The organism is Leptospira selangorensis, assembly GCF_004769405.1.
GTDB classification, from domain to species: Bacteria; Spirochaetota; Leptospiria; order Leptospirales; family Leptospiraceae; genus Leptospira_B; species Leptospira_B selangorensis.
Genome location: NZ_RQES01000024.1, coordinates 204,996 through 226,644, shown reverse-complemented (window position 1 = coordinate 226,644; position 21,649 = coordinate 204,996). Strand labels below are relative to the sequence as shown.

Genomic DNA, 21,649 nt, shown 5'->3' with positions numbered 1-21,649 from the left:
TTTACCATAGTCCTTATTTCGTATAAATACAATCATCATTTAGATTTAGCTTAACTTACTTCCGTCTTCAGAAAAGAAACGGAATGTAATTTATATTTTTATAATGTATATCAACCCGTTTTTTAAACTGGAATTCAAAAAAATCCTTTTCTTTTAACCAATCGGAAGCTATACATCCGTTAGCCTTATTTTGGATTGGCTTTAAATCATGTCAATAAGAACTAACGTAGTAAATCTATCTGAGTTTAGGAATGCCAGAACCGGACCTCCAAGGAGATCGACTCCCGAATCAGGACTGATGCTCGGAAAGGGATTAACCGACCAGACAATGAAAGATTTAATCGGGAAATTTTCCAATCCGGTTTCGGAGAGAGACTATCGAAATAGGGCTTTGCTAAATCTAATGTATCTAACTGCCTTGAGTGCGAAGGAAGTAGTTTCTCTCAGGTTTTCTGATCTTTTTCTGGCCCCTTCTGGAGAAACATTAATCTCATATACTAAGAATTAGCCTTCTCTGTCATAGCTGAGGAAACATTAACCTTTATTCGAGAATACCATTCTAGGTTCGAAGGTAATCATGATTATTTCTTTCTGTCGCTTCCACGTGGTAATCAAAAAGAACGATCTAATTTATCTACAAGAGGGCTTCAGTTAATTGTCAATTCTTGGAATGTTAGAACATGCTCCAATCGGTTAATACACCCCCATAGCCTGAGGCATACGGCCGCATCAAAGCTTATGGACATAATTGGATCCGGAGCAGTGCGCTTGCTTCTAAATCATAGCAATGTAAATACGAGCGTACTATTCTACACAAAGCCCTATTTCAATTCTTCGAAATTTCTCAAGTGGGATTAAGACAAAGAAATGACCTTATTTGAGAAACTCGAAAATAGCACCCTTCTAGAATTGATCGAATCCGGAGAAATAGTAAGCCTCATGATTCCTCCTTATAGATATCGAGTCGAAGAATTCTATAACTGTCAGGTGTTCGTTTCAAAAATTGTTTGGTCAGAGTTGAACACGATATATAGCAAATCCCGAGATAAAAAATCTCCTACTCGAATAGTCTATAACCTAATGGCTGGTAGCGCAGGCAATGTAGTCGATACGGTAGAAGAAAATATAGAAATATTCTTAGTCTACTTTAAAGGCTTGCTACCTTCGTTAAACAGATTCAGATTCGCTCGAAATCGTTGGTCGAAGAATGGAGTCCACAACCAAGTAGCAGAAGGAAACCATAGAGTTTTAAAAACTGCTTTTGCGGCTTACGGATACATCAAACCAAAATATTCGCAAATGTATCTGAATGAGTTTAGCTTCATTAAGAACGCTAACGTATTCGGCCTTGATGTGCTGGTCGAGTCGTGTGTTGATGTTGATGCCAACACTGGAATGAGGTGTAGAGATAGAGATGCTTTTGCTGTCATCCGAGAGCGACGGCAAGGAGAGCGATGTGAGGATTGGACTTAAAGGTTCCCTACCTCAGAACATCATTCAGAAGTTTACCTAACATCTGATCCTGAGTCTGAACGGTTTTCTGATTTGCCTCGTAAGAGCGGTTCACTTCTATCATTTCCACCATTTCGGTCACGACACTTACATTGGAAGCTTCTAAATAACCTTGCAGAAGATTCGGTTCTTCTTCCAAAAGAAAAGGTCTTGGTTCGCCCGACTCGGGAGTATCATTATAGAAAGAGTCCCCTTCTTTATCCAAATGACGAGGATTTTCCACAGTACGGATCTTGATACGATCCAAAAGAACAGGAGTTTCAAATTTATTCTTATCAGTACCGGTAGAATTACGAGGATCATTACCGATCTCACCGTTAATCCAAACTTCTCCATTCTCTCTGATCAAAAAATTGCCTCGAGCAACTTTGATCGGACCATTCTCACCCATTAGAGGAAAACCTTGAGGGGTAACCAAATAACCATTCGTATCCAAAACGAATGCACCCGAACGAGAAAGTCTTTCACCTCTATTCGTTAAAATACTGAAGAAAGCAGGATGTTCCGTACCTGGCCTATCTTGCAACATCATGTCGAAAGGATTGTCTGTCTTCTTCACAGCACCTTGTTCGAATCTTGTATAAATTTCATTTACCTCGGCACCTAATCCTAGTTTGCCGACCACTGGAGCAGTGTCGAACGAGCCCATCGGAACCTTACCCACACCATCTTCGCTGAATCTATGGATCAAAAGTTCAGGAAAAGTTTTGAACAACGTTGTGTCCCTTTTGAATGCGGTTTTGTCCACATTCGCAAGATTGTTAGAGATCACGTCCATGCGTGTCTGTTGCACGATCATCCCATTGGATCCGGTGTACATTCCTCTTAACATTCTTCTTTCTCCTGCTCATTTAAAGGATCGGAGTTTTTCAAAAATCCCATTACGCTTTTGAAGACATAAAAAGAAAAAATAAGAAGGAGTTCCTACCCATTTCCATAAAAGTTTGGCCGCCTCCCGCCTGAAGGCGGGACCGGGCTGCTACGGGTTCGGCGAGTCCGCCTCATCCCACCTTCGGTGGGACGAGCCCTTCGCATCCCTGGCGGAACAGTGATCGGGGAAATTTCCCCTGAACCAAGATTGTGACGGAATCAAGAATCTACATTCCATCCCAAAAGCGTGGAACCCCGAGTTGATAATCTGAGAATTTTCTGATATAGAACCTGGAAGCAACCTCCCACGGGCCCTCCTCCACCACCCAAACTAGGGTGGGGGCCGATTTCGACAAATCGTAGGAGCTCCTACAAATAAGGTGGATTTTGTCTCATTCCTAAAAAACCTTTGACATCTCTTGTTCTGAGCACTATCTATCCAGGGGATGAAGAAAAAAGGGTATTTTCTCTCCTTAGGAGCCGGTAAAAACCAGGTACCCTTGATCTCTGCCGCAAGAGCCCTCGGCTTAGAAGTTGCCGCAGTAGACAAAAACGATAAGGCTCCAGGTTTCGCGATGGCGAGCCTACGGATCATCGAATCTACATTCGAATACAGAAGGATCTTAAGAGCGGTTGCCGAAAATCCCCTCCCCACCCCGATCATAGGAGTCGGAACAAGATCTTTTGGCAAAGCTACTTATAGCACGGCATATCTTGCGGAAAAATTAAAGCTGAAGTATGCAAGCACGGAATCTGTATTAAAATTTTCTGATAAACAAATTTTAAAAGAGACCTTGGCTCCGAAAGGGATCAGGGTCCCGAGAGAAATTCCTGCTTCCGAGATCAAAGCCAGGTCTAAATCTTTTCCTTATCCTTGGATCTTAAAACCTAGCCAAGGTAGCGGTAAGTCCGGCATCCAACTCGTGGAATCCGACTCGGATCTGAAATCACTTTCTAATGTATTATCTCCCAAAAAACAATCCAAAGCAAAAACTGCAGCGAATTCTCCTCATCCTGAAACCTGGCTTTTAGAAGAATATATTCCAGGTCCTGAATATACTGTTTTAGGATTAGTGGATGATTCCGATTTTCATCTTGTAAATATTTCTCTGAAGGAAACTTCTTCTTTTCCTCCTTTTTTAGAAGCCGCTCATAGACTTCCCTTTCCTAAATCGGAATTGGAAGGTGAGATCAAGATGTTATGCAGAGCTATCGTTAAAGCAACCGGTCTGAAAAACTGTCCTTTTGTGGCGGAGTTTAGATCGGATGAAAATGGGGATCTTGTATTGATTGAAGCCGCTCCGGAAGTCGGTGGAGAATATCTGGCTGATGTTCTTGTCCCAGGCTATTCCGGTTACGATTATTTCACTAATTTAGTAAAACTTTTGGTGGGAGAGCCGATTATTCCTCCTCCTTCTAGTTTAGAAATTCCTAAAAAACTAAAATCTCAAGTTCGTTTTGATATTCCGCCCAGAGGCGTTTCCGTTCTGAAATCCTGGGAAAATTTTCCTACAAGCTATGGTGAAACAATTCTTCTGAACCAAAACTTAAAAGAGCCCGGTTCTAAATTGGATACTTCTTTAGGAAATGAAACAAGGACCAGAGTTCTTTGTTTAAGATCCAAGGCATCTTCTTCTGAAGAAGAATGGAATGGTTCCGTGAAAAATCGTTTGAAGGCGGAATATGAAGCCCGCTGATCATCCTTCCAAAGAAGCTTGGGAAACTCATTATACTAGACCTAAAGCAAAACTTTCTTATCCGGATGAGAACTTAGTCAGAATGATCTCAAAGTTCCCTTCTTCTTCCTCTTCTCCCAAAGCATTGGATTTTGGGACCGGCTCAGGAAGACATTGTGTTCTTCTAAAAGATTTTGGATACGAAGTGTATGCCGCGGATTACAGCGAGAATTCTGTTCAGTCCGTTAAGGAATCTTATCCCTGGGCAAAAACTTTTCTTTTGAATTCTCCCCCCTATCCTTTTGCAGATGAAAATTTTGATCTTATTGTAAGCTGGGGAGTCCTACATTATAATTCTCCGGATCTCGCAAAATCTATGTTAGATGATACTTTTCGTATTTTAAAAAAAGGCGGCTATCTGGCGGCTTCCGTTAGAGCGGAAGGTGATACTCATTTGAAAGCGGAAAAAGGTAAAATAGGAACTGCGGATCTTGCGGGCGGCGCAACCTGGTTCTATTCCAAAGAAGATGTGCAAACTCTTCTAAAAAATTTTTCTTCTTTTGAGATCGGTTATACGGAGAGAACTCCATTAGGAAAATTGGATGAGAGGATTTGTCATTGGATCTTTCTCGCCCAAAAATAATCCAAGAAGAATGTCCTCTTAAAGGGGACTGCAATTGGGAACCTTTATATAGATCCGAATTCGGTAACTTCGATCTTTCCATCCAAGTTTGTAAAACCTGCGGGTTCCAAGCTCAATTCCCGAGACCTGAACCTGAATCATTATATACGGAAGAATATTATACGGGTGATAAAGGATTTACCTACAGGGACGAAAGACAGACTGAAAAATTCGATCGATATGTTTGGTTTGCTCGTTTAAAAAATATTTCCAAATTCAAATCTTCCGGAAACTTCTTAGATATCGGCTGTTCTTTCGGCGGTTTTTTAGAATGCGCTAAAGAAAAAGGTTTTGTGCCTTATGGTGTGGAAATTTCTCCCTATTCCGCCAAACAAGCGGAAGCGAGAGGTTTTAAGGTTTGGCAGGGCCAATTCTTAGATGTAGAAATTCCTGAAAATTTTTTTGATGTGATCACACTCATCGAAGTTATAGAACATTTAGAAAATCCAAAGGAAGTATTCAATAAACTTGCAAGGGTCCTGAAGCCGGGCGGATTACTTCTCATACAGACCGCAAATTTTGATGCCTGGCAGGCAATGGAAGCGGGCAAAAATTATCACTATTATCTTCCCGGCCATGTGTATTATTATTCTGCAAAAATCCTTCGGAAAATTCTTGCCATGAGAGGATTCGAAAGACAGATTACTTACCTCGGAGTGGACTTCCCTCTTTCTGCCAAACTTTTAAAATCAAGGGGAAGTTTTTCAAGTTGGAAGGATTATTTAAAATGGTTTCGGATCTCTTTCTACCATTTCAAAAGTAAACTTTCTAAAAAAGGAATACCGCTCACTTCTTCTATGGTGCATTACGCGATTAAGAAATGAATTCTCATCCGAATACGAAGTATAGTAGATTTTTTGATTATATTCCGGACGCAGGTTTAGGAAGAAAACTGAACTTCACGGTCCGAGTTTTGGCCGCATCCGCCTACCGTTTTGTCAAAGACGAATGTCTTATCAAGGCTTCCGGTATTTCTTATACTACGATCGTTTCCTTGATCCCGATGCTTGTTGTGGCGCTTTCTCTCCTAACAATCACTTCCGGGTTGGATAATCGTAAGGAAGAAATATTCGATAAAATTAATGCATTTTTCCTAGTCAGTAATATCAATTTGGATATCAATCCTTACTTGGATACCTTGGGAGAATTGATCGATGCCGCTAGACAGATCGGTGCAATCGGTTTTATTCTTTTAGTATTCTCCGCAACTACAGTATTAAGATCTTTAGAAAATTCTTTTAACTCCATCTGGAGAATAGAAGAAAAAAGATCCGTTCTACAAGAATTCGTATTTTACTTTTTTGTACTTTCTATTGGCCCCCTACTCCTTGTGATCGGAGACAATCTGGCCAAGAAAGTGACCGATGTCTTCCGCCCTCCTCATTATCTAAGTATGGACAAGGATCCGGAAAATCATATCTGGATCGCAGGTGAGAATGGTACACTTTTTCGAATGGATTCCGGCCTCAAACAGGACTATTATTTGGATGAAAAGGATATTGATCTTAAAAATATCCGTTGTTTGGATTCTTTCGGAGTTCGCGTAGATTTTTGCGAAAAGCCTGATATCTCCAAAGAGAATTTCGTAAGAGTCTCCATCAAAGACGGGAAAGTATATGCGCTTTCCGAAAAAGGTTTATTCCTTTCCAAACCGGTAGACGGCTCCGTATGGAATGCGATCTTTTTTGATAATTCTAATTTTAAAGATTTTGAATATATCAACGAAGGGAATTTTTATCTGATTTTTTCCAATGGAGAAGTCCTACATTTTTTCACCCAAGGAAGAAGTTACAAACCGGTATTCACAAATGTGCTTAAGATCCGAGCGAATCGGGTTTATTTTCCGGAACCTTACCTGGGTTATATCGTAGATGAAGACGGAAATGTTTGGAAAAGTGAAGATGGTGGTTATACTTGGAATGCAACCAAGATCACAGGTCACGGCTTAAAAGATATACATCGGATCCGACCTGGGGAATTTTTTGTAACCGGAGAAAGAGGTTCCGTTTTCAAAACGGAAGATGGCGGTTATTCCTGGAAAAACCTCAGCCATAAAAGATACACATTTACGAAAGTCTGGTCCATAGAAAACGAAGAATCCGCAGATATTTTCCTTTTAGATGCTCTCGGTAATATCTTAGTTTCCATAGACGGCGGAGAACATTGGAATACTTTTTATATCCCTGCAAAAGGTAAAGTATTCGCCTCAGGATTATTGGACAGAAGTGAGAATGGAAGATTCAGATTATTGAATATAGGCGAATATAAAAAAATCAGTCTTTCGGAATATAAGGATGTCAAATACGAAACAATCATCCTACAAGGAGGAGAATCAGTATTCTCACCTTATAATATTCTAAAATTCTTCTTTCCTCTGATAGGGATCTGGCTGTTTTTTTTGGCATTATTCACTTTAATCCCGAATACAAAAGTCCCGATCAGGGCATCCGCTTGGGGGGCCGGTTTTACAAGTGTGATCTTTTTGATCTTCTTATACGGATTCCAGGTATATATCACATCCTTCTCCGAAACCACAATGATCGTGTATAAGGCACTCGCATCTATTCCTATCTTCCTGATAGGAGTGTATTCATTATCATTGATCGTTCTATTCGGAGCAGAAGTTACAGCCTGTGTACAATATCCGGAAAGATACTACGCACCTTTCCAATTGATAGAAGAACATCATACTTCTTTTAGTTATGAATTCAGAAAGCTGATCGGAGTTTTGAAAGCGGTCTACTCTGTTCAGAAAGAAAATAAGATAGCCCCTCGAAATGGGGATCTTGCAATCAAATCAGGACTTCATGCGGAAGAAATCCCAAGGCTCACTAAAACATTATCTGAAGCGGGACTTTTAGTGGAAACAAACGAAGGTGGAGCCTGGTTGCCTGTGGTTTCCGGAGAAGATCTGACTTTGGGTGATTTTTATCGTAGGGTACCCGAACCTCTTTTAAAAGAAGATCCTTCTTTTCATGTATATCCGGATAAGGTTCGGGAAAAAATGGATAAGGCGGAAACTTCTCTGCAAAAAGATCTGGATGCGATTAGTTTTAGAGATCTGATAGAATAAACATAGCTCATCAATCAGAAACTTTCAAAATTTTCTAAGGAAGAGAAAATACTATACTGGGTTTTCCTTCCTTAGGAACAACAATCTTAACGGACATTCCTGCTTTAGAATCCACAAGTACACTTCCCCTTATCTGCAGAACTAAACTTTCCACTAGTTTCATTCCGATCCCTTCCGTTTGGTTGGCCGGGTCTTCGATCCCTTTTCCGGAATCGGAAACGAGCAATATTAGATTTTTATCATCCTGTTCTAATCGGACGGAAATTTCACCGTTCTCTCCTTCACAAAATGCATGTTTCAAGGAATTTGTAACGAGTTCATTTAAAATCAAACCCAGAGGCATCGCAGTATCCGGATCCAATTTGATATTCTTATCTATTTCTATATTAACTGAAATTTTGCCGGATTTATTTTTATAAGTATTTTCCAGATTCTGAATTACCGGATCTAAAATAGAATCGGCCCCGATTTGTAAAAGATTATTAGAATCATAGATAATCTGATGGATCTTAGCTATAGATTGGATCCTATTCTGGGCAATCCTCAGAGCTTCAGAAATATTTTCGTCCTCCTTATTTGCTCTCTGCATGGAAAGAAGACTCGAAACTATCTGTAAATTATTATTTACCCTATGATGGATCTCGGTAAGTAATAATGCTTTTTCTCTAAGTTCGTTTTGTATTCTTTTCTGGTCCTTCTCCCTTTTTGCCTGTTCTCTATGCATGGAGTCCACGTATAAAAAGATCAAAAGGAACATCACGAAAAGATCCTTAGCAAATCCTTCGTAATCATCCAAAATATCGCTGATACCCGAATGTTCCAAAAAATTGGAAATACATACGAAAAATCCGGTAATAAGTGCCGCTGCCGCAAATACCCCCGGCCCAAACATAATACGATTTTTTAATATACTTTTGATCAATATAGCTAAAGAAGCCGCATATAGGAAAAAAGTCACCAAGCTCATGGTAGATATAACGTTCATTTCAGACTTCCTGCCTTTTTAAGAAATAAACGTTTATCCCGAATAGAAAGAACACTCCGGACAATAAAAAGGTGAAATGTTCTAGAAAATTCAAGATTTCAGGCCAGAAAAAACCTTCGAGAACCGTAAATAGGCTACTAAACCAAACACATAAGAAACCTATAAAGAGATATTTATACCTTGGTATGAGTCCGATCCGATAAAGAGCGACTATCGTGACCAAACCTATGGAATCGAAAATCAGATTTAGAATTTCGCTGATTTGTATCATGCAAACCGGAAGATTAGTTTACATAATGAACCGGGCAAATGTCAATTCGGTTTCAAATAAACTTCGGCTCGAAGAGTATTTCCTTTCCCAGAGGATTTGAGATCGAACTTCAGGGAGTTTCCAAGCAATCGACTAAAATTTTAACGAGATGAATCCCAAGAAAATACGGCATGTATTTCCAATTCCAGCGCCCGCACAGAAAGTCGGATCTCCAACAAGGAAAATACTAATGAAGTGAGCATCGAAAATAGGGAAAGTCCAAAACAGATCCAAGCTCCTATATTCCAAACTGCAATGAATAGAATAGAAGCTGTGCAGAAAGTCATGCTCAAAATCCCGAAAGTTTGAGAGAATCGAATATGTGAAATTCGTATTACAAGATTTCGAACCTGAGCCTCTATATTCGGATCCTCCGATTCTCTATATTTATCCAATAATTGTCTAGTAAGAGAACTTAGTCCCAAAAACCGATTGGTAAACGCGAGCATGAGTAAAGAGATTGCCGGAAAAAGAATACCGGGAGCGTTATAACTCAAAGTGTCCATAGGTTCCAATCGTTAGGTAACCGAGGCCTTAGTCAAAAATATTGCGAAAAGATCCGGGAAATATTTATGAAGGAAGATCCCGATTTTTTCTTTAGGGCCTGCGATGATTATCTCGTTTCTTTCGGACACTATCGCATTCAAAATTTCTATTGCACATTCATTAGAATCGATCCCTTTCAAAATCGCCTCATCCATTTTCCCATGTTTAACTCCGTTTCCGGAAAGAGCATTCTCCGAGATTTTGGTTTTTACGAAGCCTGGATAAACGAGCAATACTTTCAAATTCCTATCATTATTTTCTGCTCTAAGCGCTTCATAAAATCCTGTTAATGCAAACTTAGTCGCAGAATAACCTGATCTAAGAGGAACTCCGAATTTTCCGGCAACACTTGAGATGGAGACCACCCAACCTTTTTTTCTTTCTCGAAAATGAGGAAGTAACGCTAGAGTTAATCCGATATTTCCTAAAAAATTCACTTTTAAAATGGATTCGTACGCGGAGATAGAAGTTTCATGAGCAAAAGAACGTTGGCTGATCCCTCCGTTATTGATGAGGACATCCACTTTTCCGAATTTGGCAATCGCCTGTTCCGACAAATTTTTCAAAGAGCGAAAGTCCTCTAAATCTAACGGAAGAATGAGTGAATTTTCTTCCGTCCATCCAGCTTCATTTCTGACTCGAACGAGCTCATCTTCTCTTCTTGCAGATAAGATCAAATTAGCGCCTGAATCTTTTAACTTCTTTACTAAGGACTCACCTATTCCTGAAGAAGCTCCGGTAATCCAAACAACCTTCCCTTCGAAAAAGGATCCGAACTTTTTTCCCAATTTAAGACTCCTGATCCACTTTAAGAATTTGATCACCTAGATCGATCCTTCGATCAGCACTACGAATAAAAGAACGTATCGTATCTCCCGGCTGAAGATACTCAGATCGTTTTAATTGGCCTTTTACGAATAATTCCCATTTTTTCTTTTCCGGAAGAAGGGCGGCAATCTTCTGTAAAAGTTTTCCGGGAGCTCTTAAAGCACAGCCGGAAGGTGTTCCGGTAAGAAGAACATCCCCGGGTTCTATATTACAAAAATGAGATAATTCCCGAATACTTTCTTCCGGATTAAAGACGAGATTTGCAGCCGTATCATGTTGTCTGATTCGATCGTTTACAAGTAGAGTTAATTCTAAACTTTTCCATAACTGAAAATCACCAGGCTCCAAAACGGCAAGTACAGGACCAGCAGGTAAAAATGTACGATAGGATTTTCCTTTATACCACTGTAATTGGGGAAGTTGTATATCTCTTGCGGATATATCGTTTGCCATAAAAAAAGCCGCGACATAGTCGGAAACTTCTCCTGAATTTTTCCCCAAAGGTTCTTTAATTGATTTTCCGAAAACAAGTCCCAATTCGATTTCATAATCCAATAAACGAACATTTTTCGGACGGATCACTTTTCCCAATGGAGAAGTCAAAGACGCATCCGATTTGCTAAAAAACAAATTATAATTCTTTTCATCCGGGTCCAATCCGGATTCGATCAAATGTTGTCTATAATTTGCACCTTGGCAAACCACTTGGCAAGGTGCGGTAATCGGAGAGAGAATTTCCAACTCTTCGGGAGAATAGGATTTAGAATCGTATGTTGGACCTTCTTTAAAAAATTCCAAAAACTCTCTCGTATTTAATTTTCCTGCACCTAAAGGAAAAACCTTCCCTTGTTTCCATTCTCCCCAATCGATCTTGCCGTTCTTCTCGAAACGTATAAAATTTTTAGCCATTACATTTCCCTAATATTTAATCCAAGTTCTAGGAGAAACTTCTGCGACCTTCTTCAATTCCATCAAAGTGGGAATGGAGATTTGTTTGCCAGAAAGAATCCCTTTGCACAATTCCGATAATTTACGAAGAGAAAGACTAGTATCCAAAAAATCTTTTGGCATATCCTCTCCCCATTGGTATAAACTTTTTCTGTTTATCAAATGAATTCCGGTTGGAACCGAGCTATCGAATTTATCTCCATCCGCATAGTGCTCCACTAGCATACCGGAAGGATCCCTATGATAATCGAAAATTTGACTTCCAAGTAAATGTCTTCCTATCCCCCAACCGGGACGATGCCCTCTTCCCAAAAGCCATTCTCTTCCCCTTGCAACCTCATCCAAATCTTCTAATTCGAAGGCGCAATGTTCTAAACTGTCAGCGATTCCTGAAGCGATCACGATCGAATGATGATCCGAAAGAATATCCCCTCGATCAAATCTCAAAAAAACAATCACAGGTTCTTTGGATTCTGGAAGAATCTGGATATCAGAAGGGATCATTCCGAATGTTTCGCAGTACCAAGATGCGTTCTTTAGAAATTCCTGTTTTAGAAAGACTGCATGTCCTAATCTGATAATTTTTGCAGGTTTAGAATCATATGGTCTGGGAAGATTCGCCCTAGGTGACTTTCCGGGAGAATTCCAAAGTCCTTCCCTAGACTTTTTAGGAATCCTAATTCTTTCTTCCGGAATATAAATTACATCCACGGGAAGACCTGAAGGATCAAAAAGAGTAACGCATGGAAAAGAATTAATACGACCGTTCTGTTTGAATTCAGCATTCGGAATCGATTTCAAATTTTCAAAATCTTCCGAAGAATGTATATATATACCTAAGCCGATTAAAAAATCCCTGTCGGCCTTTTCTAAGGACCAACAGGGTAGATCGGAGCTATTTCCACGAAACAAGATCCGGCCTTCTTTTTTCTCCATTACATCCAATCCGAAATCCTGATAATATGCGGAGGCAGATTCCAAATTTTTCCTACCTAATCGTATATAAGCTATATCCGCGGCTTTGCTTAAGGGGCGTTCGGATCGAACGGGACATGCGGAAGGAATTTGTTTCATGGCGATTTTCCTTTATAGATATCCAAATATTTTAAGATCATATCGTTCGCATCTTTGGCGGAGAATGCAGCTGCTACGATTCGATCCGGACGGACAATAACGAATCGACCATTTCCTCCAAAATAACGAGAAAAGGAAGAAGTGATATCTTCCGCATCAGAAACATAAGTCTCCGACAATTGCTGCTGACTCGTTATTAAACGATACTTTCCATTGATAGATTCCCATGCTTCTTTGGTTTTCGAATCAAGCTCAGATAAAGGATGTTTACCGTAACCGACTATGATCGTATCCTTACCCAAAAGAATATCCGAAAGTACGAGTTGTCCTCCCGGTAACTTAACTGGAAACTGAGGGAATGATGATCCGGGTAAAATATTCGATTTTCTTAATTTTCCTTTCTTCAAAAATAAACCCTTTCTAAAGGAATTATCTGGTTTGATACGAAGATCGGAAAGAAACGGACGCAAAGGTGAATAATATAGAACTTTAAAGATAAGATCGCGGACGAATGCGGTCGGTTTATTTCGGGTCATTATGATAGATCCCAAAAATACGGCTAATCGTATCATCTTTTTTGCATGTGCTTTTCTTTCCAAATGATAACTGGAAAGAATTTTGGAAGAAGCCGTACCTTTCAAAACCGAAGAGATTTTCCATCCTATATTGAATGCATCTCTCATTCCGCTTACGAGTCCTTGGCCTGCAAAAGGAGGTGTCAAATGAGCAGCGTCTCCTAAAAGATAAACTCTTCCCTTTCCCATGCAATCCGCAGTTTTTGCTTGGAACCTGTACACCGCAGTTCTTTCCACATTCATCGAGGAAACGTCTCCCCAAGGTTTCATCAGTTCCGCTACTTTTCCCGGCTTTTCCATTTCCTCCTTAGTCTCACCTTTCTTAAGTAAGAACTCCCAGCGTTGGGACCCGTTCGGACCAGGAACATGTGCAACCGGGCGTTTAGGGTCACACAAAAATTCAACTGTATCCCAAACTTTACCCAGATTTGCGACGTCCAGGATCAACCAGTCTTCTTTATACGAAGATCCTTGTAGCTTCCAACCTTGCTTGGCCCGTACGGAACTATGAGCCCCATCGCAACCGAATAAAAATCCAGTACCGATTCTATATTCTGCTTCTTTACATTTTACTCTTATTATGATTTCTGAATCATATTCCTGATGATCCAAATAAACACATTCGGACCACAAACTTACATGATCGAATCTCTCTAAACCTGCTCTTAGAATTCTCTCTAAAGAAGGTTGATAAATGGATACGAGCCTTGGATGCCCGTCCAGAGATCCCGACGAATTTATCTTAGCAAGAGGCCCGCCCAAAGGAGAAATCATTTGGACTCCGGAAATTGCAGGCATACTAAGCGCAGCCTCTTCTCCCAAACCGATCGCTTGCATAATTCTTAAAGCATCCTGATCCAAAGAAATCGCTCTTGGAATTTCTAAGATCCCTGGATTTTGATCGATCACGAGGGTTGGAATTTCGTACATTCCGAGTAGATTCGCCGTAAGGACTCCTACTGGACCTGCTCCTACAATGACAACGTTCGGCTTTTCAGATTGAGAAAAATATGAGATATCTCTCATTTTTTATAAAATCCTCATAAATGAGGAATATATCAATATAAAAAAGAAAGGTCAATTACATTTTTGAGAGATCTCTCAAAAATGTAATTGCGGAGAGATTGAATTGATAATATATATGCAGGGGAATGCCCTCAGTTCCCAAGAAAAAACTACTCCCAAAACGGGAAAGAACCCGCGCACAAATCATGAAAGCCGCACTACGTTTATTTGCACAAAAAGACGCTGCGGAAACTTCTATTGCAGAGGTAAGCGCAGAGGCGGAAGTCGCGAACGGAACCTTCTATAATTATTTTAAGACCAAAGAAGAATTACTCGAAGCTTCCTCTCTTGCATTGATTGAAGGGCTCGCGGAAGAAGTTGAAATCGGAATGAAGGACCTAAAAGATCCCGCGGAAAGAATGGCTCTTGCAGGGATCCTATTCTTCAAAAAAGCCAGAAAAGATTTTGACTGGGCTTGGGCATTGATTCGGATCGCGGCAGTTGCTCCCAGAATGAGCGATTTATTATTAAGTTATCCCAGAAACGATTTAAAGAACGGAGTTAAATCCGGAAAATTTCAAATTGAATCGGAAGAATCGGCACTCGGTTTGTTTGTTGGGGCTTTACATTACGGAATTCGTAATATTCTAGAAGGTCGCGCAAAGGACAACACTCACGACCGGGAAATGATGACCCTAGTATTAAAAAGTTTCGGAGTAAGCCCTCAAGTTGCAAAAAACCTTTCCACTAAAGGATTTGCCAGAGCCTGGGAAAAAGAAGGAAATTAAATTTTAGAATCTAGTTTGGAGATCGGCGGAAGATTAGAAGATAAAGATTGATAGATCTGTTCTGCCAATCCCAAAGAAGAATTCGCCGATAAATTTTTAGAATATTCGTCATAAAGCATGTCTTCGAAAATTTCTTCCGCGTATCCACCGTCTATGAGCCCGGACTTATGAACTGTGGATTTCATTTCTTTCAACATCATCTTTACGAAGATGGATTCAAATTCACCGGAAGCATCGAATAACTTTTTGCGATAAGGGTCTGCAGCGATTTCCTCTTTAATATTATGAGGCATTCTCACTTCGGAAGAGGAAATTTTTCCGGATAAAGTATTATTAAATTCTTCTCTTAATTGGTCCGGGAAACTTTGACCTGGTTTTACGTTTTTTTCTTCACGTAAAAGCCTTTGGACTTCCGGTCTTTCTGTAAGATCCAATTTAGATCGATAGTCTTGTATTTTATCTATCATTATTGTATCTCCAGTTCCGCATGAAGTGCGCCTGCCGCCTTCAATGCTTCTAAGATTGCGATAATATCTTTTGTAGAAGCTCCTACTTTGTTCAATGCTTCCACCACGTCGGAGACTTGAGTAGCCTCTTCTATCACGAAAGATTCTTTAGTAGGCGGTTTTTCTCCGCTCAATCTTGTAGGTCTTCTGTTTTTATCCGCAACGGAAAGACTTAAACCCGATCTAGCGACCGCCACTTCATCGATTGTGATATTTCCACCCATTACGATGACTCCGGATCTTTCGTTAATCACTACCTTTGCTTTAGGATTAGATTCTACAGTGATGTTTTCCAGATCCGAAAGAAGATTGAGAAGTCCTGGAGATTTAGCAGAGAATCCTGCACCAACTTCTATCACGATCTCGGACGGTGTTAGAGCCTGGATGGATTCCGCTTTTAATCCGAATTTTTCCGGAACAGTTTCCTTGATACGGTTTACTACATTATTCATCAAAGAGAAGTCTTGGCTATTTAAACGGATAACCACTCTTTGATTGGAAAAGAAATCTTCTTTTAATTCAGTTTCTACGATTGCACCTGCGTGGACAATCCCCACTGTTTTTTTGGACGCCCTTCCTAATCCACCTGCGCTGTTTTCTTTTCCACCAAAAGAGATAACTCCGCTTGCCACTGCATAAATTTTATCATTTGCAGTTTTTAAAGGAGATTGAAGAAGCACTCCTCCTTCCAGAGACTTTGCATCTCCTATCGAAGAAACGGTCACGTCCAATCTATCCCCTTTTCGAGCATAAGAAGGAATATTAGCAGTAATTAATACGGAGGCGATATTTTTAGTTTGTTCCGGCTTTAAATTCGCATCCACTCCCAGGTTCTTGAGGTAATTTTTCATACTCTCAGTAGTCATTGGAGTTTTGGAATCTCCAGTGCCGGGAAGTCCAACCACGATACCATAACCGGTGATCTGATTATCTCTGATCCCTTCTATCTTAGCGAGGTCCTTTAAACGAACTTCTGCACCGGAAAGGGATAAGGAGAATATTATAAAAAGTAAAACTACTCTTTTCATTTAGATTCTCCCAATAAACGATTCAATTGTTCCAGAATATATCTTTGTTTTTCTTCTTCTGAAAGTTCAGCTTTGACGGTTACCGTTCCGTCGGGATTATTGACCGTTTTTAAAGTGATAGGAGGTTGTAAATTTTTAGGTTCAATTCTTCCGGTAAACTGGATTTGTAAATCTGCAATCCGATCCGCGTCCACGGAATTGTCTCTGGAAATAAACTCGGGAGATAATCTTCCGGTCAAAAGAACTTGAGAAGGTTCACCATTATATGTAGAAGAACGTTGTCCTTGCAAAGTCAAAAGACCTGTATTCGCATCTATCGCTGTTACTACTGCAGTTAGATTTCCTTTTAATTTACCTAAAGATTTGATCTTTCCTTTATTCTTACGAACGATCGTGCGGTCCGTATTATAAGTAGGATTATCAGGGATCACTTTTTTATCAGGAACTGCTTTGATAGTAATATTCTCATCCGCAGTGGATTCAATTTCGAATTCCGCCGTAAAACCTTCTTTCAATTTTACGAATATAGTAGTTCCCACTCTCAAATTTTGGCTTCTGGAGTAAGGATTTTTATCCTGCCATTGGGAAAGATCCTGTGCAAATAGAGCGATCATTCCTGATAAAAATAAAAGTGGAAGTATAAATTTCAAACTACGGATCATATCAATTCTCTAAAAGGACTGTACCCTTCTCCACTACTCTTGCGGATATTTTTCCTTCTTTGGAATGAGAAGAAACATCCACTATCTCTCCAATATTACCTGAACTTAATGCTTTTGTCTTGGATTTTACTACCAGGTTTCTCTTGGTATAAACTAGATTTACGTCCCCGCCTCTTTGTACATCGAATAAGAACCTAAATTGTTTTTTGCGGAGAAGTTCCCCTGTTTGTAGATCCTTAAGTGCAGTGGAGCCTATATCCTTACCGGAAAGTCCGTCCGTAAAAGATTCTTCCATATAAACGGTTCTTTCTTCCAGATCTTCCGCTTGTAACTTTTGTCCCTTACGGATCTCTTTTTTGGCGAAAAGTGCGTTCGTTCTTCTTTCTAATTTAAATTTGATCCTTTGGGTATGGACCTTTCTGTTCTCGAAATAAAAATCTAAAGAAGCAACTACCTGCCCTGGATGAATGACCTGAGGAAGACCTGCCCATTTCAGATCCACACCTTGGCTTGGAACAAACCTTTCTCCGCTCAAATAAGAAATTTTAAAATCCCCTTCTCTATCTTGAGGAAGTTTAGAAACTTCTTTTTTTAAACTTTCCTCCAAGTCTTCCGGATCCAATTCGGAATCCAAAGGTAATACTAATGTTTCCTTTCCTGAAACTGGAACACCGGCCAGAACTTCCTTTAGGCTCTCAGGGCGAATGACTGTAGGTGCATTCAGATTTCTTAATACAACCTTATCCTTCATTCCGTCGGGAAGTTTTGCGATCTCGGAAAGTAGGACTTCTTTTTTTTGGGTCAGAAGTTTTCCACGTAGATATACCGCCTCCATTCCTTCTATCTTACCTGAACCGGATAAAAACAATCCGGCTAAGATACAGAATGAAATGTAAAAGCGGAAACTCATATGAATTAACGTTTCAGTCCGATCGCGGTAGATAACATGTTATCTGAAGTTTGGATAGCCTTAGAGTTGGATTCGTAGGCTCTTTGAGCCACGATCATATTCACCATCTCTTCCACAATTTTTACGTTAGACATCTCTAAGAAACCTTGTAGAACATTCCCGAAGCCTTCCATACCAGGAGTTCCAGGAATTTCAGGACCGGAAGCGACAGTCTCTTGGAATAAGTTTTTACCGATTGCCTGAAGACCCGCAGGGTTCACGAAACGATAAAGTTCTACCTGACCAATCACAGTAGGACGGATATCCGCTCCTATTTTAACCGTAACTTCTCCTTGTTCGGAGATCATCAGAGTGTTTAGGATTGCTCCCTCGGGTAAAATTAAAGGTGGCTCCAACAAATAACCGTTGGATGTTACTACTTGTTGGTTTGAATCTATCTTATAAGAACCGTCACGAGTGAATGCAAAACTTCCGTCAGGCATTTGGATCTTGAAAAATCCCATCTCGCTTGTGATCGCAAGGTCCAGTTTATTACCGGTAGCCTGAAAGGAACCGATCTCGAATAATTTCTGAGAAGCAGCCGCTCTCACCCCGTGACCCACATTCACACCTGTAGGAATTTCACTCACGGAAGTCGCAGGAGTTCCTGCCAAAACCATATGTTGGTAAACTAAGTCCTCAAAATCCGCGCGGTTCTTTTTAAAACCGGTGGTATTCACGTTTGCCAAGTTGTTGGAAATTGTATCTATATGAAATTGCTGAGCGATCATTCCGGTCGCGGCAGTCCAAAGGGAACGCATCATTTGAGTTTATACCTCGATCCCTTAACCTATCGGCCATTCCCAAAAAATCCACAGGGGATATTAGGGATTTTTGAGACAAAATACAGGTTTTTAGGAAGAAGAGCCCTACTTCAAATTGCGGAAAACCACACAACGATTTGAGTTCGTTCCCTTCTCATTATTCGAAACATTCCAGCAATTTGCAAGTTTCGTGAACTTCTGGTCATTGATGTATGTATTTTCCCAAACAAGTCCTGTGGATTCGGCACATTTGATCACATATTCGTCCAGATTGAAGACAGTTTTACCTTTTCGAACTTCCCCTACTTCCATGACCACTGTTCCACCGGGTTTTACCACTCTGGAAAGTTCTGATAAGGTTCCCTGGATGAATTCACACCAACCAGCAAGAGTCGCGAAAATACTTGGTTTCTGGTCCTTCTCCAATTCTATATCTAAGAACCAATAACGGAGCCAATTGTCCTCTTCGTAATTTACCTTGTCCAAAAATGGAGGGCTGGTCACCACAAGATCCACTGAATCATCCTCTAAACCGAAAAGATCCAAGGAGGAATGATTCGTGTATTCGTTTCTGGAAGAAAACTCATGATAAAAAGGAGTAAGTGATTCTTTCAAATCTCTTCTCATCTTTTGGAGGATCCTTGGTTTGATCTCTCTATAATCAGGGACAACTCCCCTCTTCTCATTATTTCTTTTTTGGGCCAAAGGAGGGATAGAGATCTGAGGAAAACTATATACAGAAAAGAAACCATTACTATGGCCATGAAGCCTGGATAATGCAGTCAAGCCCAAATATCTAAGTTCAGGAGAATCTGAATCAGCCAGGACCTTTTTCAGGTTCTTGATCTCTTTTAAAGTATCTTTATGATAAAAATGTAAAAGACCCTCGTCTTCTTTTTCTTCTTTAATTTTTGTGCTCAGATTAAGGGAATCGAGAGCTCTTTCCAGTTTTTCGATAGAAGGAACAGTTTGTCTGGACTTCGCCAAAAATAAGGACATTGGACTGATATCATTATGGATGGCAGCATAACCTTCTAAGTTTGCTTGGACCGCAGTGGTCCCTCTTCCACCGAAAGGATCGAACACGATCCCTTTTCGATTCTCCAAATATTTTCCAATGAAGAAGGCAGGCAATTCAGGTTTAAAGGAAGCTCTATAACTAACCACATAATGGATTGGATGAGATTGCCTTTGTTTAGATGTCCAAAATTCACCGGTGAGTATCTTTCTTTCTTTTTTACGAACTGCGCCGCTCATCCGCTCCGCCTTTTCTTTTTTCTTATTTTCGGAAGAAGGAGCAATTTTCAGTTTTGCTTTTTATAATTATGCCTGAGACATAAGAAAGGAATGGCGGAAGTGAGATCAGAAATACTTGTCTCCCTGCCGAATCCAAAAATCGTAGCATTCAGATCCGTAATTTTAGAGAAGTCCAAGGTCGGATCGCTAAGAGAATGAAAACCGTATCCGCTCAACTTTACGAAGATTTTTTAAAAGAGAAAAAAACGAATCGAAGATTCGAACTCGCGGGGTTATATATAGGATACGGAGCTTATGTGGTAAGTCTCGGGATCGTATTCTGGTTCAAGAGAGAAAATCCACTCTTCTCAGCAATGTTCTTTTTAGGATTATTTACGAGAGTCTCTAGCCTAATGATTGGAAGAGTTTTCTTGGTTCCTAAAGTTTTTCTTCAACTTCTCTCGACTAACCCCTCCGAAAAGGAAGATGCTTGGGAAACCATACAAGCTCATAAAGAAGAGATAATAGGCAGACTTGCAGGAAATATTTTCGGTTGGAATGATTCGAGCGAGTTATTCTCCCTGAATCGGGAGCAAATGATCGAGTTCGTAAAAAAATATACGGTTACGGATTGGAGAAGGATCGGAAAAATTTTTCTGATGTTCTACGTACCGATTTCACTATTCGTCACTTATCTTACGATTTACGCCTGGTTCCAATGAGGCGAATATTCCGTTTTTCTTTTGTGGCCCTTCTTCTCTCCTGCTCGGTAAAAACAGGAAGAGAATCGTTGGCCATCCAAAAAGAAGAACTCAATCTCTCCGACAGAAAAGTCTGCTTATTCCTAGCTGAAATGGAAGAAGGTACACTTTTGAAAGTGGGAGAAGATAACTGTAAAAAAAGCTCCCCTTCTATGTATGTATTCCAACCTGTGCTTGCTCTCGCGGCATTGGAACTGGGAACATTAAAAGATCCTCATGGATATTTTCCTTGGGACAAAACCAAATTTCCATATATCAGATGGCAGAAGGAACAGAATCTGAGGTCTTCTTTAGAAAGTTCCACAGTTTGGTACTTTCAAAAAATTTGGACGGATACCGGCACTACTAAACTTAAGACATGGTTGTCTTCTGTCGGACTTCCTATATCCGTTCCATTCGAACCTTCTAGATCCTTTTGGATGGATGGCGGATATTCTTGGACAGCAGAAGAATTCTATTTATTCTTATGGAAACTATTCAACGGGGAGTTAGAGGTCAGAAAGAAGAACCTAAACTCGGTATTAGAAGGGCTGGAAAGAAATCCGGGAGAGATCAAAAATCCAACAGGTACTCATAGATTAGATGGTAACTTCGGGAACTACTCCGGTTTTTATTCTGATTCTGCAACCGGGTATGCCCAAGGAAGATCAGTCTCTTGGTATTGGTTCTTTTGGAAGGGCCCAAAAAGATCTTATCTATTCTTATCCAGGATCGAGAGTGAATCCGAAACCTTCTCTCCCTTAGAGGCTGCAAAGTTCGGCATGGAATATCTAAAAGAAAAAGGGTTTTGGGAAAAATATTTCTCTTCTTCAAACTAAGTATTATTCTTTTCTCATTCTTTCCATTTTTATAGTATGGAGGAACTCCAACA

Annotated in this window: 20 protein-coding genes and 2 pseudogenes; 9 read left to right on the top strand and 13 right to left on the bottom strand. The window is 40.1% G+C overall.

From position 1 onward, the window contains the following. The first annotated feature begins 208 nt into the window (after positions 1–208). Positions 209–858 (top strand): annotated as a pseudogene (locus EHO58_RS18990) (tyrosine-type recombinase/integrase). Between the two features lie 315 nt (positions 859–1,173). Beyond that, positions 1,174–1,473, top strand: a pseudogene (locus EHO58_RS19895) (transposase); the annotation flags it as partial. Between the two features lie 7 nt (positions 1,474–1,480). Here the strand turns inward: EHO58_RS19895 and EHO58_RS18980 are convergent. Then, positions 1,481–2,344 carry a flagellar hook-basal body protein gene (locus tag EHO58_RS18980; protein ID WP_135627258.1) on the bottom strand — a complete coding sequence of 288 codons (864 nt, stop codon included), beginning with the start codon at positions 2,342–2,344 and terminating at the stop codon, positions 1,481–1,483. A gap of 484 nt (positions 2,345–2,828) precedes the next feature. Here EHO58_RS18980 and EHO58_RS18975 point away from each other — a divergent pair, with 484 nt between their 5' ends. The 4 genes from EHO58_RS18975 to EHO58_RS18960 are packed head-to-tail and all read left to right on the top strand — an operon-like array spanning position 2,829 to position 7,813. After that, entirely contained in the window at positions 2,829–4,079 is a 1,251-nt protein-coding gene (locus EHO58_RS18975; protein ID WP_135680956.1) for an ATP-grasp domain-containing protein, read from the top strand. Then, on the top strand, positions 4,066–4,701 hold the full coding sequence (locus tag EHO58_RS18970) for a class I SAM-dependent methyltransferase (protein ID WP_135680955.1): 636 nt from the start codon (positions 4,066–4,068) through the stop codon (positions 4,699–4,701). Before EHO58_RS18975 ends, EHO58_RS18970 begins: the two co-directional genes overlap by 14 nt. Further along, on the top strand, positions 4,677–5,564 hold the full coding sequence (locus EHO58_RS18965) for a class I SAM-dependent methyltransferase (protein ID WP_167483239.1): 888 nt from the start codon (positions 4,677–4,679) through the stop codon (positions 5,562–5,564). The genes EHO58_RS18970 and EHO58_RS18965 overlap by 25 nt, the downstream gene beginning before the upstream one ends. Beyond that, entirely contained in the window at positions 5,561–7,813 is a 2,253-nt protein-coding gene (locus tag EHO58_RS18960) for a YhjD/YihY/BrkB family envelope integrity protein (RefSeq protein WP_135680953.1), read from the top strand. The genes EHO58_RS18965 and EHO58_RS18960 overlap by 4 nt, the downstream gene beginning before the upstream one ends. A gap of 34 nt (positions 7,814–7,847) precedes the next feature. Here the strand turns inward: EHO58_RS18960 and EHO58_RS18955 are convergent, their stop codons facing one another. From EHO58_RS18955 to EHO58_RS18925, 6 genes are all read right to left on the bottom strand, one after another. Next, complete coding sequence (locus tag EHO58_RS18955) at positions 7,848–8,798, bottom strand: sensor histidine kinase (RefSeq protein ID WP_135627263.1); 951 nt, start codon at positions 8,796–8,798, stop codon at positions 7,848–7,850. A gap of 411 nt (positions 8,799–9,209) precedes the next feature. Further along, positions 9,210–9,614 carry a DUF2721 domain-containing protein gene (locus EHO58_RS18945; protein ID WP_135627265.1) on the bottom strand — a complete coding sequence of 135 codons (405 nt, stop codon included), beginning with the start codon at positions 9,612–9,614 and terminating at the stop codon, positions 9,210–9,212. A 12-nt stretch (positions 9,615–9,626) separates the two neighbouring features. Continuing rightward, complete coding sequence (locus tag EHO58_RS18940; protein ID WP_135680952.1) at positions 9,627–10,442, bottom strand: SDR family oxidoreductase; 816 nt, start codon at positions 10,440–10,442, stop codon at positions 9,627–9,629. Between the two features lies 1 nt (position 10,443). Beyond that, positions 10,444–11,391, bottom strand: a complete 948-nt coding sequence (locus tag EHO58_RS18935; protein WP_135680951.1) for a fumarylacetoacetate hydrolase family protein — start codon at positions 11,389–11,391, stop codon at positions 10,444–10,446. Between the two features lie 9 nt (positions 11,392–11,400). Then, positions 11,401–12,504 (bottom strand): VOC family protein, encoded by a 1,104-nt coding sequence (locus EHO58_RS18930; protein WP_135680950.1) that lies wholly within the window; start codon positions 12,502–12,504, stop codon positions 11,401–11,403. Next, positions 12,501–14,105 (bottom strand): FAD-dependent monooxygenase, encoded by a 1,605-nt coding sequence (locus tag EHO58_RS18925; RefSeq protein WP_135680949.1) that lies wholly within the window; start codon positions 14,103–14,105, stop codon positions 12,501–12,503. Before EHO58_RS18925 ends, EHO58_RS18930 begins: the two co-directional genes overlap by 4 nt. Positions 14,106–14,290: 185 nt before the next feature. Here EHO58_RS18925 and EHO58_RS18920 point away from each other — a divergent pair, with 185 nt between their 5' ends. Further along, positions 14,291–14,872 (top strand): TetR/AcrR family transcriptional regulator, encoded by a 582-nt coding sequence (locus EHO58_RS18920; protein WP_135627270.1) that lies wholly within the window; start codon positions 14,291–14,293, stop codon positions 14,870–14,872. Here the strand turns inward: EHO58_RS18920 and EHO58_RS18915 are convergent. The 6 genes from EHO58_RS18915 to EHO58_RS18885 all read right to left on the bottom strand — a co-directional run bounded on the left by EHO58_RS18915 (position 14,869) and on the right by EHO58_RS18885 (position 20,038). Beyond that, positions 14,869–15,342: a rod-binding protein gene (locus EHO58_RS18915; protein WP_208728871.1), complete on the bottom strand. Its 474-nt coding sequence runs from the start codon at positions 15,340–15,342 to the stop codon at positions 14,869–14,871. The two genes, EHO58_RS18920 and EHO58_RS18915, sit on opposite strands and share 4 nt — an antisense overlap. Continuing rightward, positions 15,339–16,406: a flagellar basal body P-ring protein FlgI gene (locus EHO58_RS18910; RefSeq protein ID WP_135680947.1), complete on the bottom strand. Its 1,068-nt coding sequence runs from the start codon at positions 16,404–16,406 to the stop codon at positions 15,339–15,341. Before EHO58_RS18910 ends, EHO58_RS18915 begins: the two co-directional genes overlap by 4 nt. After that, on the bottom strand, positions 16,403–17,068 hold the full coding sequence (locus tag EHO58_RS18905) for a flagellar basal body L-ring protein FlgH (RefSeq protein WP_135680946.1): 666 nt from the start codon (positions 17,066–17,068) through the stop codon (positions 16,403–16,405). Before EHO58_RS18905 ends, EHO58_RS18910 begins: the two co-directional genes overlap by 4 nt. A gap of 1 nt (position 17,069) precedes the next feature. Then, entirely contained in the window at positions 17,070–17,978 is a 909-nt protein-coding gene (gene flgA, locus EHO58_RS18900) for a flagellar basal body P-ring formation chaperone FlgA (RefSeq protein ID WP_135680945.1), read from the bottom strand. 5 nt (positions 17,979–17,983) lie between these two features. Then, on the bottom strand, positions 17,984–18,781 hold the full coding sequence (gene flgG / locus EHO58_RS18895; protein ID WP_008590869.1) for a flagellar basal-body rod protein FlgG: 798 nt from the start codon (positions 18,779–18,781) through the stop codon (positions 17,984–17,986). Positions 18,782–18,886: 105 nt separating this feature from the next. Continuing rightward, positions 18,887–20,038 carry a DNA methyltransferase gene (locus tag EHO58_RS18885; protein WP_208728867.1) on the bottom strand — a complete coding sequence of 384 codons (1,152 nt, stop codon included), beginning with the start codon at positions 20,036–20,038 and terminating at the stop codon, positions 18,887–18,889. A gap of 194 nt (positions 20,039–20,232) precedes the next feature. Between EHO58_RS18885 and EHO58_RS18880 the strand changes: the two genes are divergently transcribed. Continuing rightward, positions 20,233–20,739 (top strand): hypothetical protein, encoded by a 507-nt coding sequence (locus tag EHO58_RS18880; protein ID WP_135680943.1) that lies wholly within the window; start codon positions 20,233–20,235, stop codon positions 20,737–20,739. Beyond that, on the top strand, positions 20,736–21,596 hold the full coding sequence (locus EHO58_RS18875) for a penicillin-binding transpeptidase domain-containing protein (protein ID WP_135680942.1): 861 nt from the start codon (positions 20,736–20,738) through the stop codon (positions 21,594–21,596). Before EHO58_RS18880 ends, EHO58_RS18875 begins: the two co-directional genes overlap by 4 nt. Positions 21,597–21,649: the final 53 nt, after the last annotated feature.